We start from the raw sequence: 17598 nt of genomic DNA on the forward strand, positions 1-17598 counted from the left end.
CCTTTACCTGACATATCTTTCTTATTTATATGAACGTTGTTTCAATTCAATATCGTTAAACTCTAATTCTTCTTTGTGTAAAACTGCGTCTGCAGGTTCTCCTTTATACTCCCAAGCAGAAACAAATGCAAATTCTTTGTCATTACGTTTTGCTTCTCCTTTTTGTGGTCCATCTTCTTCTGCAGATTCTTCTCTAAAGTGACCTCCACAAGACTCAGCTCTTACTAAAGCATCTTTAGCAAATAATTCTCCTAATTCTAAGAAGTCTGCAACTCTACCTGCTTTTTCTAACTCAGGATTCATTTCATCTTTTCCTCCAGGAACTTTTACATCTTTCCAGAATTCTTCACGAATGGCTTTAATTTCTACCATTGCTTCTTCTAAACCTTTAGCATTTCTAGACATACCTGCTTTATCCCACATTACTTTTCCAAGTTTTTTGTGGAAATAATCTACAGATTTTGTTCCTTTATTATTTACAAAGAAATCAATTCTGTCTTTTACTTCTTTTTCTGCTTCATCAAACTCAGCAGTATCAGTTGGTATTTTACCTGTTCTAATATCATCTGCTAAATAATCTCCAATTGTATAAGGTAATACAAAGTAACCATCTGCTAAACCTTGCATTAATGCAGAAGCTCCTAATCTGTTTGCACCATGATCAGAGAAATTTGCTTCTCCAATACAGTAACAACCAGGAATGGTTGTCATTAAGTTATAATCAACCCAAACACCACCCATTGTATAGTGCACTGCAGGATAAATCATCATTGGAGTTTTGTATGGATCTTGATCTACAATTTTCTCATACATTTGGAATAAGTTTCCGTATTTAGCTTCAACAATTTTTTGACCTAATTCGTATATTTTAGCTGCTGATGCATTTTCTATATTTTGAATTTTAGCTTGCTCTTTTCCATAACGATCTATAGCAGATGCAAAATCTAAATATACTGCTTCACCAGTTGCATTTACACCATAACCAGCATCACAACGTTCTTTTGCTGCTCTAGATGCAACATCACGTGGTACTAAGTTACCAAATGCAGGGTAACGTCTTTCTAAATAGTAATCTCTTTCTGCTTCAGATAAATCTGTAGGTTTTTTCTTACCTTCTCTAATTGCTAAAACATCTTCCATGTTTTTTGGAACCCAAATACGACCATCATTTCTTAACGATTCTGACATCAATGTTAATTTAGATTGATAATCTCCAGAACGTGGAATACATGTTGGGTGAATTTGTGTATAACAAGGGTTTGCAAAATAGGCTCCTTTTTTATGGATTTTCCAAGATGCAGTTGCATTAGATCCCATTGCATTTGTAGATAAGAAATATACATTTCCATATCCTCCAGAACCAATTACAACAGCATGAGCAGAATGACGCTCAATTTCTCCAGTAATTAAGTTTCTAGCAATAATTCCTCTTGCTTTACCATCAACAATAACAACGTCTAACATTTCGTGTCTGTTAAACATTTCTATTTTACCACGTGCAATTTGTCTGTTCATTGCAGAATATGCACCTAATAATAATTGCTGACCTGTTTGTCCTTTTGCATAAAAAGTTCTAGAAACTAAAACTCCACCAAAAGAACGGTTGTCTAACAAACCACCATAATCACGTGCAAAAGGAACTCCTTGTGCCACACATTGATCTATAATGTTTGCAGAAACCTCTGCTAAACGATATACGTTTGCTTCTCTAGAACGATAATCTCCTCCTTTTACAGTATCGTAAAATAATCTGTAAGTAGAATCTCCATCTCCTTGATAGTTTTTTGCAGCATTAATACCTCCTTGAGCTGCAATTGAATGCGCTCTTCTTGGAGAATCTTGATAAGCAAATGCTTTTACATTGTAGCCTAATTCTGCTAATGTTGCTGCTGCAGAACCACCTGCTAATCCTGTACCTACAACAATAACATCTATGTGACGTTTGTTTGCAGGATTTACCAAGTTAATTTTGTTTTTATAATCTGTCCATTTATCTTTAATTGGACCTTGAGGTACTTTTGAATCTAAAGCCATATTTATATAAGATTAATGGTTGTTAAATAAGTGATGAAACAATGCAATAATTATAAATCCTAATGGAATAACTATTGAGTATATTTTACCGAAGTTTTGTAATGCTTTTTTACGTCCTGCTGTTACTCCCATAGATTGGAAAGCAGATGTAAAACCATGTGCTAAATGTAATCCTAAGAAAACAAATGCAACAACGTAAGCACCAACTCTTAATGGACTATGAAATTTTTCTACCAATTCATGGAAATATCTCATTTCACCATTGTGTAAACCAGACATATCTCCCATAACGTATTTAGTGTTTAATTCTGGAATCCAGAAATCTATGAAGTGTAAAACAATAAAAGCTAAAATAGCAATACCACTATAAATCATGTTTCTACTCATCCAAGTAGAATTAGCTGCACCATTGTCTTTTGCATAGGCAACTCCTTTTGCTTTTTTGTTTTTCAATTCTAACACAAACCCCATTACAAAGTGAAAAACAACACCAAAGATTAATACAGGTTGCAATGCAAATTGTACTAAAGGATTTGTTCCCATAAAATGTGAAGCTTCGTTAAATGCATCTTCACTTATAAGTGAAAGTAAATTTACTGATAAATGCATTATTAAGAAAAACATGAGGAAGAATGCAGATAGCGCCATGGCTATTTTCCTTCCGATTGAAGATTTGAAAAATCCGCTCATTGTATAAATTAGTTAAAAGTTCGTTAACAACAAAAATAAGGCTTATCTATTACCTTTACAAAGAAAGAGTCGTATTTTAAACTGTATTTAGAACTATTATAAATAATTAATTTAAAGGTTTTAACCATTTAATTTTAGCTCTTTAAAATTATTTTAACACTTAAAAATCTACGTACGTAACTAAGTATTTATCTAAGTACAAAATAAGTACAGTTTAAAATCACCAAATAATCATCATTTTTATTATTTTTTTTAGTGTTTATTAATATTAAATTTTTAATGATATGGCCATATAATTGGTATTAAAACTACACTTACTATAAAAAATATTAGTAGTAAGATAGATCCACTTTTCATATAATCTGTAAACTTATAATTACCAGCATTCATAACCATTGTATTGGTAGGTGTACCAAATGGAGTTAAAAAAGCTGTTGAAGCAGAAACTGCTAATGCCATCATAAATGGTTGAGGAGAATACCCTAACTGTAATGATGCTACTAAAACAATTGGAGCCATTAAAATAGCAGTTGCTGTATTACTCATTACTTGGCTTAAGAATGATGTAATTAAAAATATACCCGCTAAAAAATAAGTTGGATGCATGTCTCCTAATAATGATATCATAGAATCTGCAATATATTTAGCTCCTCCTGTTTTTTGTAATGCAACACCCATGGGTATCATACCTGCCATAATAATTATTACATTCCAGTTAATAGCTCTATAAGATTGGTTCATATTTATACAACCTCCCATAACCATTATAAAAGCAGTAAGTATAACAGTAATTGCAGATGAAAATGGCCCCCAAATAAACATGGTTACCATAAAAACCATTGCTAAAATAGAGATAACACCTTTTCTTGTTATTTTTCCAACTTCTTTAGATAATTCTTCTGGAGAACCAATAATTAAGAAGTCTCTACTTTCTTCTTGTATTGCTTTAATATCTTCCCATTTTGCTCTTACTAATAAAGAATCTCCTTCTTGTAAATCAAATTCTCTACCTCTAATTCTCTTATTATGTCTGTTTAAAGCCATTACTTGAAGGTTGTATTTTTCACCAAACCTACCAGTGTTAATATGTTTTCCTTTATAAGAAGATTTTGGAGCTACAATCATTTCGCAAATACCAACCTCATCTGAAAGTACATTTTCTTTCATAAAATCTCCATCTACTTCTTCTTGTTTTGTAGCAGCAACATCATATTTTTGAATAAATCTATTAATTCTGTTTTCACTACAGTTTACAATTAATTCATCTTGCGCATGTAATTCTCTGTCTAAATCTGGAAATTCATCTGGATCACTCTTTTTTAAACCAACTTTTTTAAGAATTGTAGTAGCTTTCTTTTCATGTGGAATAATTTTAATAATATTAACTCCCATTCTAGAACCTAATTGCATTTGCTTAATTGTTTTACCAATTGCAGAAGAACTTGGTCTAATTCTTACTCTCCAAAACCCTTCATATAATTGATAAGAATCTTCAATATTTTGAATTGACTCATCTATATCTTCTAATTTTCTTGATTCGTTATTTGGTAATAATTTTTGACCAAAATACCTCATGTAAATAACAGTTAAAACTAATAGAGGAACACCAATGTATGCGAATTCGAAAAATCCAAATTCTTGCACACCACCTTCTATCATTGCTTGATTGGTAACAATATTAGTTGGAGTACCTGTTAACGTTAATAACCCACCTGTAGCAGCTGCAAATGATAATGGAATTAGCATTTTTGAAGCAGATGTTTTTAGCCTCCAAGCAGCAGCAATAATAACTGGCATTAACGATGCTACTGTACCTGTGTTACTCATAAAAGCAGAAAGAACTGCTGAACCAATGATTATTAAAATTAATAACCTGTTTGAATTATTTTTTGATAATGTAATTATTTTATTTCCAAGCCAAGAGGTAAGTCCTGTTCTACTCATAGCCTCACCAACTATAAATAAACCTGCAATTAAAATAATACTAGAATTACTAAACCCAGAAAAAGTTTCTTTGGTTGTTAAAACTCCAGTCATACTTAATGCCATCATACTAGTAACAGCAACAATATCAGGTCTTATTTTTCCTGATACAAATAAAATAATGGTAATTCCTAAAATAATAAATGTAATAGTCATGTTGTTTATTTAAGTATACAAATGTAAAAACATACCAAATAGCAGTTTTATGACAAATATCACTTAAAGTCTTACCACTACTGGTCTCAATTAAATATATCTCTCTAAAGTACTATGTAGGTTGAGCGAATACGTTATCGTAAGTTTTCTCTTTATTTTAAAAGAAAATTCAACTATTTCTAGTCTTATTTTGTAAAAATTTAATAAGGATTGTTTTTATTCTTTTTTAGAGGTTTCTAAACACTTATTATTCTTCCATTTACCTCTAAGTTCTTCATTTTTGATAATTTTTCCATCACAAGTTAAAAAATTTCCATTTTTATCTTTTTTTATGATTTTCATTTTACCAGATTTTATAGCATTTACGATTCTGTAAATTAGTCCGTTTTTAGAAACTTTACTTTTTTTAGAAATAAGGTTTAATCCTTCTTCATTATTATGTAAATCCATTATTGATGAAATTTCATCAGGAATTACACCATCTTCTAACTTGCTTTTTTTATACGTTAAGTAATTTTCTCTTTCATGGGCTTTTCCTAAAGAACGTGCAGCTCTTTTTCCTAATTCTTGAGTTAATCTTGCCATCCAATAAGCATGCCTAAAAGCATCTACTTGTCCTCCAGAAGCATCTCCATCTAACAAATTAGATTTCTTAATAGAATCTGCCACTCTCTTGGTTTCTTTAGAAATTTGTAAGGCTTTTTTTGCTTTAAAAGGATGGAATAAAACCCAAGTTCTTTTTGGACCCGAAAGCTTAAAAAAGCTTTTTAAATTAGATTGAGAGTAAGTTTGAAATGTAAGTATTAATGTTAAAAAAAGAAACATTTTTTTCATACTGAAGATATGGTTTTATTGAATACTTTTTATTTGAACTTGATTACCATTAAAAGTAAAAACATCTGAAATTGTTTTCCCTAAAAGATGTTTTCCTATAGGTGAAGAGACAGAAATGGCGTAAAATATTTTATTGTTAAATATTAATTTTCCTGCTGAAATAGACAAGAAGTAATTTGCAATATTTGTTTCTATTACACTTCCTAAATGGGCAATATTTGAGTTTTTAGAATCATCAATTTTAGCTAAAACCTCTTTCATTTGAGTTATTCCTAAAAGTTGCTGACCCGCTTTTTCCATTTCTAACTGTAACATTGCTCTACCAGTTTCATGCTTATCTCCAGCAGAACTTTTTGTTTCTGATTGCAATGCTTTTTGGTTTGATGAAATAATATCTTGAACTGTTTGTAAACGATTATTTACAAAATTTTGACATTGTTTATAAAGCTCTTTTTTAATTTCTTTTTGCAACATAAATCATATTACATTTACTTTTTTAGAAAGTACTAAACTACTGCCTCCAACATTAAAATCTTTTCTATTTAAAGTAAAATTCGCTTTAATTATTAACTTTTTATCTATTTCTTTAATTGTTAGAGGAACTTCAAAATGTTTTTTTATTCCTTTTATATTCAAGTCTCCTTTTATGATAAAAACTCCTTCTTTATTTTTAATTATTTCTTGAGATTTAAAGATAATTTTGGGGTGTTTTTCAACATCAAAAAAATCTGATTTCATAAGATGATCTCTCATTGCTTTAGATTTAGTGAATATCGATTTTACACTAATATCTGCATTTAAATAACTTTTTTTTAACTGCTTTGGGTTGAAGTTACAATCAAATTTAATGTCTTTAAATAAACCCTCAACTGTAACTCCAAAATTTTTTATTTTAAAAGTTATCGTTGTTTCATTTTTGTTTTGAACATATTCTTGCGAAAAGCAAGTTGCTACACTAAAAATAAATATAAAGACACTTTTTATGAATCTATTAAACATGCTAATTCTTTTCCTATTAAACTACCTATTGCAACTCCCATGCCACCCAAACGTACTCCACAAAAAACGTTTTCTGACACTTGTTTTACAATGGCTTTTTTTTGATTTCCAACACCCATAATTCCACTCCAAGAATGTTCTATTTCAAAATTAATATTTGGTAAAATGGTTTCTTTTAAAATGGTTTTTAATTGAGTTTGTATAATTTCTGTCTGACCAAATTTAGTAGTTTCTTCTGTTTTAAAATCTAAATTTCTACCTCCACCAAACAGAATTCTATCATCAATATTTCTAAAATAATAATAACCTTTTTCTAAATGAAATGTTCCTTTTATATGAAGGTTTTTTATTGGTTTTGTAATGACAACTTGTGCTCTTGCTGGTTTAACTTTTTCATTTAATAATTGCTTTGCAAAACCATTGGTTGCAATTAATAATTTACCTGTTTTAAAAGTAAATTTATCTGTTTTAACTTCAACTTTATTTGTGTTTTCTATAAAACTTTCTACAACACTATTATTTAAAATTTTTATGTTATTCTTTTGAGCTTTATGCAACAATTCTGACATCATTTTACCTGTATCAATCTGACCTTCAAAATTATTTACAATGTATTTAGAATGAACTTTTTTAAAATTGAATTTGTTTTCTGAAACCGAAAAAACATCTGCCTTAAAAATTGGTTTTAAAAGTTGATTTATTTCTTCTTTTTTAGCCATACATTCTTCAAAAAAAACTTCAGAATTACACAATTCAAAACCTTTGTCTTGCTGAAAATCAATATTAATATCTCCTAAATTATTTCTTAAAAGTTGTAATCCTTTCCAACGTTTTTCAACTAAATTATAAACTTCTTGTTCTGAGTGAGAATTTAAGTCATCAATAATTTCAGAAAGACTTCCAAAACAAGCAAAACCCGCATTTTTTGTACTTGCTCCTTGAGGTAATATTCCTTTTTCTAGAATTATAATTTTAGCTTTTGGGTATTTATTTTTTAGTTCTAACGCACAGTTTAAACCTACAATTCCACTACCAACAATTGTAAAATCTATGTTAGAAAACCACTCTTTTATTTCCCAATAACTATAATTCATTTAAAGTTGTTTTTCAAAACAAATACTGTTATCCATTGCCTTATATTGCCCGTAATTTGGAATCACTTTATAGTTACATTTATGATAAAAATTTACAGCTTCTATTTGTCTTTTACCTGTTTCTAAAACACAACTTTTATAGCCTAATTCTTTTGCCCAAACTTCTAGTTCTAACACTATTTTTTTTGCAATTCCTTGTCCTCTATTTTCAATAGAAACAAACATTCTTTTTACTTCCATAGAACTTTCATTAAACTTTTTTATAGCTCCACAACCCACAGCAACATCATTAACATAAATAACTACAACATTTTTTAACACATCAATATTGTTATATTGATTGTAAAAATCGTGTTCATCTCCATCCGTAATTTTTAGATAAGCATCTAATTTTTTTACTAATTTTATAAAGTCTATATTTTCTGAATTGGTTCTAGTAATCTTCAAAATTTAATTTTAATTGTATCCAAACTGGTTCTTTTTTTATGGTGTTTAAATTGCCAAAAGAAAGCCCCAAAAGACGAACTGAATTTAACAATTTATCTTGAAACAACAACTCTCTTACAACAGGAAAAAACTCTTTTTTAGTTTGCATAAAGTAAGGTTTTGTTTTACTTCTTGTTTGTTGTGTAAAATCTGAATATTTAATTTTTAAAGTTATTGTTTTTCCTTTTGTGTCAGATTTTATCATTCTTCTTTCTAATTCATCTGCTATTTTTTCTAATTTTTCTAGCATAAAAATTTCTGAAGAAATGTTTTCAAAAAAAGTACGTTCTGCAGCTAAAGATTTTCTAATTCTATTTGGCTTAACTGGACTATTGTGAATACCTCTAACAATATTATAATAATGTGCGCCAGATTTACCAAATAGTTTTGTTAGTTCTTCTAAAGATTTTTTCTTTAAATCATTACCTACAAAGATGCCTAAGTTATACATTTTAGCTGCAGTAACTTTACCAACTCCATAAAATTTATTGACTGGTAATTCTTCTAAAAATTGAATTACCTCATCTGGATGTACCGTTTTTTGTCCATTAGGTTTATTAATATCTGATGCAACTTTTGCAATAAATTTATTAATAGAAATTCCTGCAGAAGCTCTTAAACCTGTTTCTTCATATATACGTTGTCTAATTTCTCTTGCAATATCATTTGCAGATGGATTTGCCTTCTTGTTTTCTGTAACGTCTAAATAAGCTTCATCTAAAGAAAGTGGTTCTACCAAATCTGTATAGTCATAAAAAATTTCTCTAATAATTGAGGTCAATTCTTTATAACGAGCAAAATCTGAATTCACAAAAATTAAATGTGGACATTTTTGTTTTGCCAACACATTACTCATTGCAGATTTAACTCCAAATTTACGAGCTTCATAGCTAGCTGCAGATACCACACCTCTATCTCCACCTCCACCAACAGCAATTGGTTTTCCTCTTAATTCTGGGTTATCTAATTGAGCTACAGACGCATAATATGCATCCATATCTACATGAATAATCTTTCTATTTTGTTTGTTTTCGCTCACTTCACTATAAAATTACAATATATATTAACTTTATGTTTTGTATAAGTAAATAAAATTTAATTAGTTTTGTAAAAACTAACGCTATGTTTACCCGAAAAAACATTTTATTAGTTTTCTTGTTTATAAACGTCTGTTATTCTGGTTTTACTCAAAACTTTGTAACCACATGGGCTACTACAACTGCAAGTGAACAAATAACCATTCCCACCTCTGGTGGAGGGTATAGTTATACAGTAAATTGGGGTGTAGGAGAACCTATAGATGCTACAGTTTACACGGGAAATGCAAGTCATACTTATGCAACAGCAGGTACCTATACAGTAACAATTACAGGTACTTTTAGGAGAATATATTTTAATAACACTGGAGATAAAGACAAAATTCAGTCTATAGAAGAATGGGGTTCTAATCATTCTTGGACAAGTATGGCAAGAGCTTTTGAAGGTTGTACAAATTTAGTTAACAATGCTTCTGATACACCAGACTTATCTAGTACATCTACTTTAGCTAGAATGTTTTATGGGGCTTCATCTATAGGTGGAGCATCAGAAACAGGTAATTGGGCATGGGACTTAAGTGTAAGTTCTATTGCAAACTTATCTCAAATGTTTAGAGATGCTACTGTTTTTAATAAAGACATTAGTGGATGGTATATTACAAATATTACAAACTTATCAAACACATTTAGTGGTGCTAATGCTTTTAACCAAGACCTTAGCATGTGGGATACTTCTTCTGTAGCCAATATGTCTGCAACATTTAGAAACGCTAATGCTTTTAATCAAGATCTTAGTATGTGGGTTACTTCTTCTGTAACAACCATGTCTAATATGTTTAATAATGCTACAGTTTTTAATCAAGATATTGATGGTTGGGATGTTTCTTCTGTAACAAACATGGATAATATGTTTTATGGAGCAGCAGCTTTTAATCAAGATTTAAATAGTTGGGTGGTTACAAGTGTTACAAATATGAGTGACATGTTTAGAGAAACCCCATTTAATGGAAATATTGTAGATTGGGTTACTTCTTCTGCAACAAATATGTCTAACATGTTTAGAGATGCTACTTCTTTTAATCAAGATATTGGTGGGTGGACAACTTCTAGTGTTAATAATTTTTCAGTAATGTTTAGAGGTGCTACTTCTTTTAATCAAGATATTAGTATGTGGAATACAACTGCTGCTATTAATATTTCTCAAATGTTTTATGATGCTACTTCTTTTAATCAAGATATTAGTGGATGGGATGTTTCTTTAGTAACAGTTATGAATAATATGTTTAGAGGTGCAACTGCTTTTAATCAAGATATTGGTGGATGGGATACAAGTAGTGCTACAAATATGAATAATATGTTTAGAGGTGCAACTGCCTTTGACCAAGATCTTAGTGGGTGGGATGTTTCTTTAGTTACTAACTTTAATAACATGTTTAGAAGCGTAACATTATCTCCTGCAAATTACAATGCTCTTTTAATTGGTTGGAACGCTCAATCTTTACAACCAGGAGAAGCTTTTCATGGTGGTAATTCTAAATACTGTTCTGCTGCTGCAATTGCTGCTAAAGCAAATATGATTTCTTCTGATGGGTGGAGTTTTACTGATGGAGGTGAATTAACCAGTTTTACTTGGAGTGGAGCTACTGATACAGATTGGAACGACCCTTCTAATTGGCAAGATGGTTATACACCAGATTGTTCTATTGATATAAGTATCCCTTCTGTAACTAATCACCCAATAATTGATGTAAGTACAGAGGTAACAGTTGATAATTTAACCATAAACTCAGGAGCTACTTTAACCATAGAAGGAGGATTAACTGTTGAGGGAGATTTAACCACAAATGATGGTTTAACTATAAATTCTGGAGGTTCTATAATTGTTAACGGAACTTCAACAGGAAATTTAACTTACAATAGAAATATTCCTGTTGCAAACAAATGGTATCAAATATCTCCTCCAGTAAGTGGAGAAACTATAGAAAACTATATAAGTAACAATAGTTTACAAACTGGAAATGGAAATGTTGGTTTATATTATTACGATAATAGTACTGCTTTAGGATTTTTAGGCACAGGTTATATTTTTTATACACCTTCTTCTACAGGAAGTTTTATTGCAGGTAAAGGTTATGGAACTCAGGTTTCTAGCTCTAGTGATGTTACTTTTACAGGTACAATGCCAACTGCAGATGTTGGTATTACTGTTGCCACAGGAACAATAGATAATTCTAATTTAGTAGGAAACCCTTTTCCTTCCTATTTGCCCGCAAATACAAATGCAAATGCAAACAACCTTTTAACTAATAATACTGGGGTATTAAGTGAAGAAACCTTGTGGATTTGGGATAATACTATAAATGATTATGTTGCTATAAATAATGCTTCTGCAGCTACTTACGTTGCTCCTGCCCAAAGTTTTTTTGTTGATGGTTCTGGAAGTGGAACTTTTAATATGAATGAATCTTGGCAAAGTCATCAATCTACAGATGTATTTTATAAAAACACCAATGAAATTAGCTCTATAAAACTAACAGTTAAAAACATACAAAATGAAATAAAATCTACAGAAATTTATTACTATAATAATAAAACAATCGGTTTTGATAACGGTTTTGATAGCTCTCAACTACCTAGTGGAAGTAATTTAAATATTTATACAAGATTAATTGATAGTCCTTCTAATACAACAAAACTAGCTATTCAAACTTTACCAAAAGAAACTATAGAAGATCATATTATTCCTATTGGAATTTCTGGTAGTTCAACAATATCTTTTAATGCTGATTTTAACAATATCTCTAAAGATGTATTTATAGAAGATACTTTTAATAACACCATTACTAAACTAGAAAAAGGGAAAAATATTGACCTTATATTAGGTGAAAACAGTAATAACGCTAATAGATTTTATCTGCGTTTTAATTCTAAATCTTTAAGTTTAGAAAATGAATCATTAAACTTAATAGATGTATTTTTATCTGAAAACAAAACCTTAAATCTAAATAGATTACCACTAGAAAACATATCTATAAAAGTTTATAGTGTGTTAGGAAAACAAGCTTATAACAATAGTTTTATCAATAAAACTTCTCATCAAAAGATATCTTTATCTACTTTAAAAAACGGCGTTTATTTCGTTAAAATTAAAACTAACAAAGGGTCTTATGTTAAGAAAATTTTACTTCAATAAGAAAGTTTTACAATCATCAATTACTTCTAATAACTCTTTAGAAACTGATTTTTTTGTCCAAGGATGAGAAACATTAAAAACATGGTTAGCTCCTTCAATAATTTTAAATTCACTTTTAAGATTCCATTCTTTTAAGCTTTCTGCTTCATTAATTAATACAGAAGTATCTGCATTTCCGTGAATAATTAAGTGAGGAATTTCTAAATTTTCTGTTGCTTTTCGCACATTTAGACGTTCTTTATTTTGAATAAAATCTTCATAAAACTGATAAAAATGAGGCATATTTTGTTTTGTTCTTCCATTTAAAACATATTTTACACCTTCTTTTTTCCACTGGTCTAAATCACCAACAGTAGCTGTTCTTTTTTCAAAATCACAAACACCTGCTAACGTAATTACCTTTTTTACACGAATGTCTTCAGCAGATTTTAAAAGAACAATTCCTCCACCTCTACTATGTCCAATAATAGAAATATTATTTATATCAACTTCATTTTTATAATTTTCTTTAGCCGAAATCCAATCTATAACAGCACCCAAGTCATCTAATTCTTTAGAATAATTATTGTTACCAAAAGCATCTAAATCTGGAAAATCTATAGGTTGTTCTAGAGTTCCTCCATTATGAGAAAAATTGAATTTTATAAAGAAAAAACCTGCTTTTGCAAAATCTTCTGCCATTAAATTCCAAGCTCCCCAATCTTTAAAACCTTTGTAACCATGACAAAAAATAATTACTTTTTTGGGTTGATGATCTTCTTTATAAAAAACATCTGTTACAATTGGTTTTTGGTGTTTTCCTTCAATACTAAAATTCTTAACTTTTTTCATTTTTGTAATTTATATTACAAATTTAAGTAAAGTAAACAAACCAAAACCTGCAGTTATAAAACATAAAATTAAATTGATATTATTTGTTAAGTTTCCTGTTTTTTGCTGAATTACAAATGCATATTTTCCATATAAATTTAGAATAAAAAAAGTGCCAAATACAGAGCCTACAACAAAAAACAAAACAGATATAGTATCAAAACTCATTAAATTATAGGTAGCCAACAATAGCACTATACCAGAAAAAAAAGGAATAGCAAACATATTTAATATTGATAGAGTTATTCCTGTTAATAAAGAGTTTTTAATATTTTGTTTTACTTCTTGTTCTTGTTTTTCTTTCTTATTCTTTTTAAAAAAATAAAATGATAAAAAGAACAAAACTATAATTCCTGTTTTATTTAATAATTCTAAAAAAATAGGATTATTAGAAAGGTAATTTGTTAAATAAATAGAAAGATAAGCTTGTAAAAAAACAACTAATAAAACTCCTATTATAAATTTATTAAACTCTCTTTTATCTTCTTTCAGTTTAATTTTTAAAGCAGTCATATTTAATACACTTGGAGGTGTATACCCTAAAAATGAAAACACAAAACCAAATACAAAAATTGATATCATAAATAGTTATTTACTATTAATAGTGTCGTTATTAATTTTATAGAATTACTTCTACTTACTAAAAAACAAATTTTAACAAAGTAAAAATAGCTACAAACCCAGTTAAAATAGATAAAACCAAATTAATGTCTTTAGTTAGTTTTCCTGTTTTTTGTTGAATTATTTTAGCAAATTTTCCATATAAAAAAAGAATATAAAAGGTCCCAATTACAGAGCCTAAAGTAAAAAACATAACTGGTATAAAATCATAATTAAATAATTTAAAAAGATCTAAAGTTACAATTGTACCACTATAAAAAGGAACAGCAAACATGTTTAAAACCGATAATATTACTCCAGTTAAAAAAGCATTTTCTTTTTTTAATTTTTCTGTATTAATATTTACCTTTCCTTTCTTTGATTCTCTATAAAAATAATAAGACAAAAAGCTAAAAATTACAATTCCAAATTTTTCTAAAGTTTCTATAATAGTAGGGTTGTTTAAAATATACTTTGTTAATATTACTGCAACTACAACCTGTATAAAAACAATTATAGAAACTCCTAAAGCATAATTATTTGCGGCTTTTCTACCTTTATCTAAACTTACTTTTATAGCAGTCATATTTAGCATACTTGGTGTTATAGAACCAATGAATGAGAATATAAAACCAAAGAAAAAAAGTAAAATTATGGTCATTAATAAAAATTCTTTTGGTAAAGATTAGTTTTTAAAATTAAGTGTACAAAAAAACGCATCAAATAAATTGATGCGTTTTATAACCTTTAACTTAAAAAAATTAATTACTAAACAACTCCTTGTGCTAACATTGCATCTGCTACTTTAACAAAACCAGCAATATTTGCACCCGAAATATAATCTATAGATCCATCTTCTTGTTTTCCATATTGTACACAAGAATCATGAATATCTTCCATAATATCTTTTAGTTTTTCATCTACCTCTTTACGAGACCAACTTAAACGTAATGAATTCTGACTCATTTCTAACCCAGAAGTAGCTACACCACCTGCATTAGATGCTTTTCCTGGAGCAAATAAGATTTTTGCTTTTTGAAATTCTTGAATTGCTTCTGGTGTAGAAGGCATATTTGCACCTTCAGAAACACACATACATCCGTTTTTAACCAATTCTTTAGCTTCTTCACCATTTAACTCATTTTGAGTTGCACATGGCAAAGCAACATCACAAGCAACAGACCAAGGTCTTTTTCCTGCAACAAATTCAGCATTCGGATATTTTTCTACATATTCACTAATTCTTCCTCTTTTATTGTTTTTAAGATCCATTACAAACTGTAATTTTTCTGTATCAATTCCTTCAGAATCATAAATATAACCACCAGAATCTGATAAAGTTAAAACAGTTGCGCCTAATTCTAAACATTTTTCTGCAGCATATTGTGCTACATTACCAGAACCAGAAATAACAACTTTTTTTCCTTCAAAAGAATCGTTATTAACTTTTAACATATTTTGAGCAAAATATACATTTCCATATCCTGTTGCTTCAGGTCTAATTAAAGAACCTCCCCAAGAAGCTCCTTTACCAGTTAAAACACCAGTAAAAGTAGTTTTTAGTTTTTTGTACATACCAAACATAAAACCAATTTCTCTTGCACCAACACCTATATCTCCAGCAGGAACATCTGTATTATGACCAATATGTCTAAACAATTCACTCATAAAAGCATGACAAAAACGCATAATTTCATTATCCGATTTTCCTTTAGGATCAAAGTCAGAACCTCCTTTTCCTCCACCCATAGGTAAAGTTGTTAAAGAGTTTTTAAACACTTGTTCAAAAGCTAAAAACTTTAAAATACTAGCATTTACTGATGGATGAAAACGTAAACCTCCTTTATAAGGACCAATTGCAGAATTCATTTGAATTCTATAACCTCTATTTACCTGTATTTCTCCTTTATCATCTACCCAAGTAACTCTAAAAGATATCTGCCTTTCTGGTTCTACCATCCTTAAAAGAATGTTTTTACCAAAATAAATATCATTTTTAATGATATAAGGAATTACAGTTTCTGCTACTTCGTGAACTGCTTGTAAAAATTCTGGCTCATGTCCATTACGTTGTTTTACCAACTCCATGAATCCGTCAATTTTAGATTTGATATTATTACCCATGTTTTTTTATGATATTAATAAAAATTTAACTGCGCAAAGATACTAAATTTTCAATATCACAATATTAAAATAATAAAAATAATTATTCTATAATCCCTTATTTCAATCGATTTCGGTTACAATTAAGGTTTTCTTAATAAATACGTTCTAAAACTCTTTAAAAAAGAGTAAATTTGCGCCTTAATTATCCTCGAAAATGTTAGACAAGGTAAAAGAACTTATTGGTGATGTAAAAGCATTTAATGCTACAACTAAAGAAGAAGTTGAAACTTTTAGAATTAAATACTTAGGAAGCAAAGGTTTATTAAAAGACTTATTTGCAGAATTTAAAAATGTTGATGCTGCAATGCGTAAAGATTTTGGGCAAGCATTAAACAATTTAAAAAAGTCTGCAGAAGGTAAAGTTGTAGAGTTAAATGAAGCTTTAGAAAATTCTGTTGAAGAAAAAGGTTTTTATGGAGATTTAACTAGACCTGCAGAACCAATTAACTTAGGTTCTCGTCATCCAATTTCATTGGTAAAAAATCAAATTATTGAAGTTTTTAACAGAATTGGTTTTACAGTTTCTGAAGGTCCAGAAATAGAAGATGATTGGCATAATTTTACTGCTTTAAACTTACCAGAATATCATCCTGCAAGAGACATGCAAGACACGTTCTTTATTGAGCAAAATCCAGATATTTTATTAAGAACACATACTTCTTCTGTGCAAGTACGTTACATGGAAGAAAATCAACCTCCTATTAGAACTATTTCTCCTGGTAGAGTTTTTAGAAACGAAGATATTTCTGCAAGAGCACACTGTATTTTTCATCAAGTAGAAGGTTTGTATATAGATACTGATGTTTCTTTTGCTGATTTAAAACAAACGCTTTTATACTTTACAAAAGAAATGTTTGGTAAATCTAAAATTCGTTTACGTCCATCTTATTTCCCTTTTACAGAGCCAAGTGCAGAAGTAGATATTTATTGGGGATTAGAAACTGAAACTGATTACAGAATTACAAAAGGTACTGGTTGGTTAGAAATTATGGGTTGTGGTATGGTAGATCCTAATGTGTTAAAAAACGCAAACATAGATCCTACTAAATATTCTGGTTACGCATTTGGAATGGGTATAGAACGTATTGCAATGTTATTATATCAAATACCCGATATTAGAATGTTTTATGAAAACGATAAACGTTTCTTAGAGCAATTTAAATCGGTTATATAATGAACTACTTTTCACAGTTTTGGGACGAAAATAGAGATGATGAATATGCAAGTTGGGGAACCTCAACTTGGTATTTTGAAACTAATGATACTGATGAGGTTTTAAAACAAATTACAGTTTATAAAAACGGAAAAATTGTAAAATATAGTGATGATAAACTTGAAGATGAATTTGGTGGTTTATGTGATCAAACACTAACTATTGATGATTGTGATGGTTTAGAGATTACCAAAGAAGAGTTCTATAAACTTTGGTCTTAATTTAAAATTCTAAAACAAGTTT

Annotated in this window: 16 protein-coding genes; 3 read left to right on the plus strand and 13 right to left on the minus strand. The window is 29.3% G+C overall.

What is annotated here, in order from left to right:
• Positions 1 to 21: 21 nt before the first annotated feature.
• The 9 genes from MPF13_RS01940 to dinB form a co-directional block, all read right to left on the minus strand.
• Complete coding sequence (locus tag MPF13_RS01940) at positions 22 to 2034, minus strand: fumarate reductase/succinate dehydrogenase flavoprotein subunit (protein WP_249980627.1); 2013 nt, start codon at positions 2032 to 2034, stop codon at positions 22 to 24.
• 12 nt (positions 2035 to 2046) lie between these two features.
• Positions 2047 to 2724: a succinate dehydrogenase cytochrome b subunit gene (locus tag MPF13_RS01945; RefSeq protein ID WP_249980628.1), complete on the minus strand. Its 678-nt coding sequence runs from the start codon at positions 2722 to 2724 to the stop codon at positions 2047 to 2049.
• 276 nt (positions 2725 to 3000) lie between these two features.
• Positions 3001 to 4863, minus strand: a complete 1863-nt coding sequence (locus MPF13_RS01950; RefSeq protein WP_249980629.1) for an SLC13 family permease — start codon at positions 4861 to 4863, stop codon at positions 3001 to 3003.
• Between the two features lie 216 nt (positions 4864 to 5079).
• Positions 5080 to 5697 carry a DUF6973 domain-containing protein gene (locus MPF13_RS01955; RefSeq protein WP_249980630.1) on the minus strand — a complete coding sequence of 206 codons (618 nt, stop codon included), beginning with the start codon at positions 5695 to 5697 and terminating at the stop codon, positions 5080 to 5082.
• Positions 5698 to 5712: 15 nt separating this feature from the next.
• Positions 5713 to 6171, minus strand: a complete 459-nt coding sequence (locus tag MPF13_RS01960; protein WP_249980631.1) for a 3-oxoacyl-ACP synthase — start codon at positions 6169 to 6171, stop codon at positions 5713 to 5715.
• Positions 6172 to 6174: 3 nt separating this feature from the next.
• The gene (locus MPF13_RS01965; protein ID WP_249980632.1) at positions 6175 to 6696 is read right to left on the minus strand and encodes a YceI family protein; all 522 of its coding nucleotides are present in this window, start codon (positions 6694 to 6696) and stop codon (positions 6175 to 6177) included.
• Positions 6678 to 7790: an NAD(P)/FAD-dependent oxidoreductase gene (locus tag MPF13_RS01970; protein WP_249980633.1), complete on the minus strand. Its 1113-nt coding sequence runs from the start codon at positions 7788 to 7790 to the stop codon at positions 6678 to 6680. The genes MPF13_RS01965 and MPF13_RS01970 overlap by 19 nt, the downstream gene beginning before the upstream one ends.
• Positions 7791 to 8240, minus strand: a complete 450-nt coding sequence (locus MPF13_RS01975) for a GNAT family N-acetyltransferase (protein WP_249980995.1) — start codon at positions 8238 to 8240, stop codon at positions 7791 to 7793.
• On the minus strand, positions 8224 to 9315 hold the full coding sequence (gene dinB, locus MPF13_RS01980; RefSeq protein ID WP_349666016.1) for a DNA polymerase IV: 1092 nt from the start codon (positions 9313 to 9315) through the stop codon (positions 8224 to 8226). The genes MPF13_RS01975 and dinB overlap by 17 nt, the downstream gene beginning before the upstream one ends.
• 83 nt (positions 9316 to 9398) lie before the next feature.
• On the opposite strand from dinB, the gene MPF13_RS01985 reads away from it, so the two are divergent.
• Positions 9399 to 12506 carry a BspA family leucine-rich repeat surface protein gene (locus tag MPF13_RS01985; protein ID WP_249980634.1) on the plus strand — a complete coding sequence of 1036 codons (3108 nt, stop codon included), beginning with the start codon at positions 9399 to 9401 and terminating at the stop codon, positions 12504 to 12506.
• Here the strand turns inward: MPF13_RS01985 and MPF13_RS01990 are convergent.
• The 4 genes from MPF13_RS01990 to gdhA all read right to left on the minus strand — a co-directional run bounded on the left by MPF13_RS01990 (position 12495) and on the right by gdhA (position 16100).
• On the minus strand, positions 12495 to 13337 hold the full coding sequence (locus MPF13_RS01990; protein ID WP_249980635.1) for an alpha/beta hydrolase family protein: 843 nt from the start codon (positions 13335 to 13337) through the stop codon (positions 12495 to 12497). The genes MPF13_RS01985 and MPF13_RS01990 overlap by 12 nt on opposite strands.
• A gap of 9 nt (positions 13338 to 13346) precedes the next feature.
• Positions 13347 to 13958 carry a LysE family transporter gene (locus MPF13_RS01995; RefSeq protein WP_249980636.1) on the minus strand — a complete coding sequence of 204 codons (612 nt, stop codon included), beginning with the start codon at positions 13956 to 13958 and terminating at the stop codon, positions 13347 to 13349.
• Between the two features lie 58 nt (positions 13959 to 14016).
• Positions 14017 to 14637: a LysE family transporter gene (locus MPF13_RS02000; protein WP_249980637.1), complete on the minus strand. Its 621-nt coding sequence runs from the start codon at positions 14635 to 14637 to the stop codon at positions 14017 to 14019.
• Positions 14638 to 14744: 107 nt separating this feature from the next.
• On the minus strand, positions 14745 to 16100 hold the full coding sequence (gene gdhA, locus MPF13_RS02005) for an NADP-specific glutamate dehydrogenase (protein WP_249980638.1): 1356 nt from the start codon (positions 16098 to 16100) through the stop codon (positions 14745 to 14747).
• Positions 16101 to 16296: 196 nt separating this feature from the next.
• Between gdhA and pheS the strand changes: the two genes are divergently transcribed.
• On the plus strand, positions 16297 to 17316 hold the full coding sequence (pheS, locus tag MPF13_RS02010; protein ID WP_249980639.1) for a phenylalanine--tRNA ligase subunit alpha: 1020 nt from the start codon (positions 16297 to 16299) through the stop codon (positions 17314 to 17316).
• Positions 17316 to 17576, plus strand: coding sequence for a hypothetical protein (locus tag MPF13_RS02015; protein ID WP_249980640.1), 261 nt, complete (start codon positions 17316 to 17318; stop codon positions 17574 to 17576). Before pheS ends, MPF13_RS02015 begins: the two co-directional genes overlap by 1 nt.
• The last annotated feature ends 22 nt before the right edge of the window (positions 17577 to 17598 follow it).

Origin of the sequence: Polaribacter sp. Z022, from assembly GCF_023555495.1 — a bacterium.
In the GTDB taxonomy this organism is placed as follows: Bacteria; Bacteroidota; Bacteroidia; order Flavobacteriales; family Flavobacteriaceae; genus Polaribacter.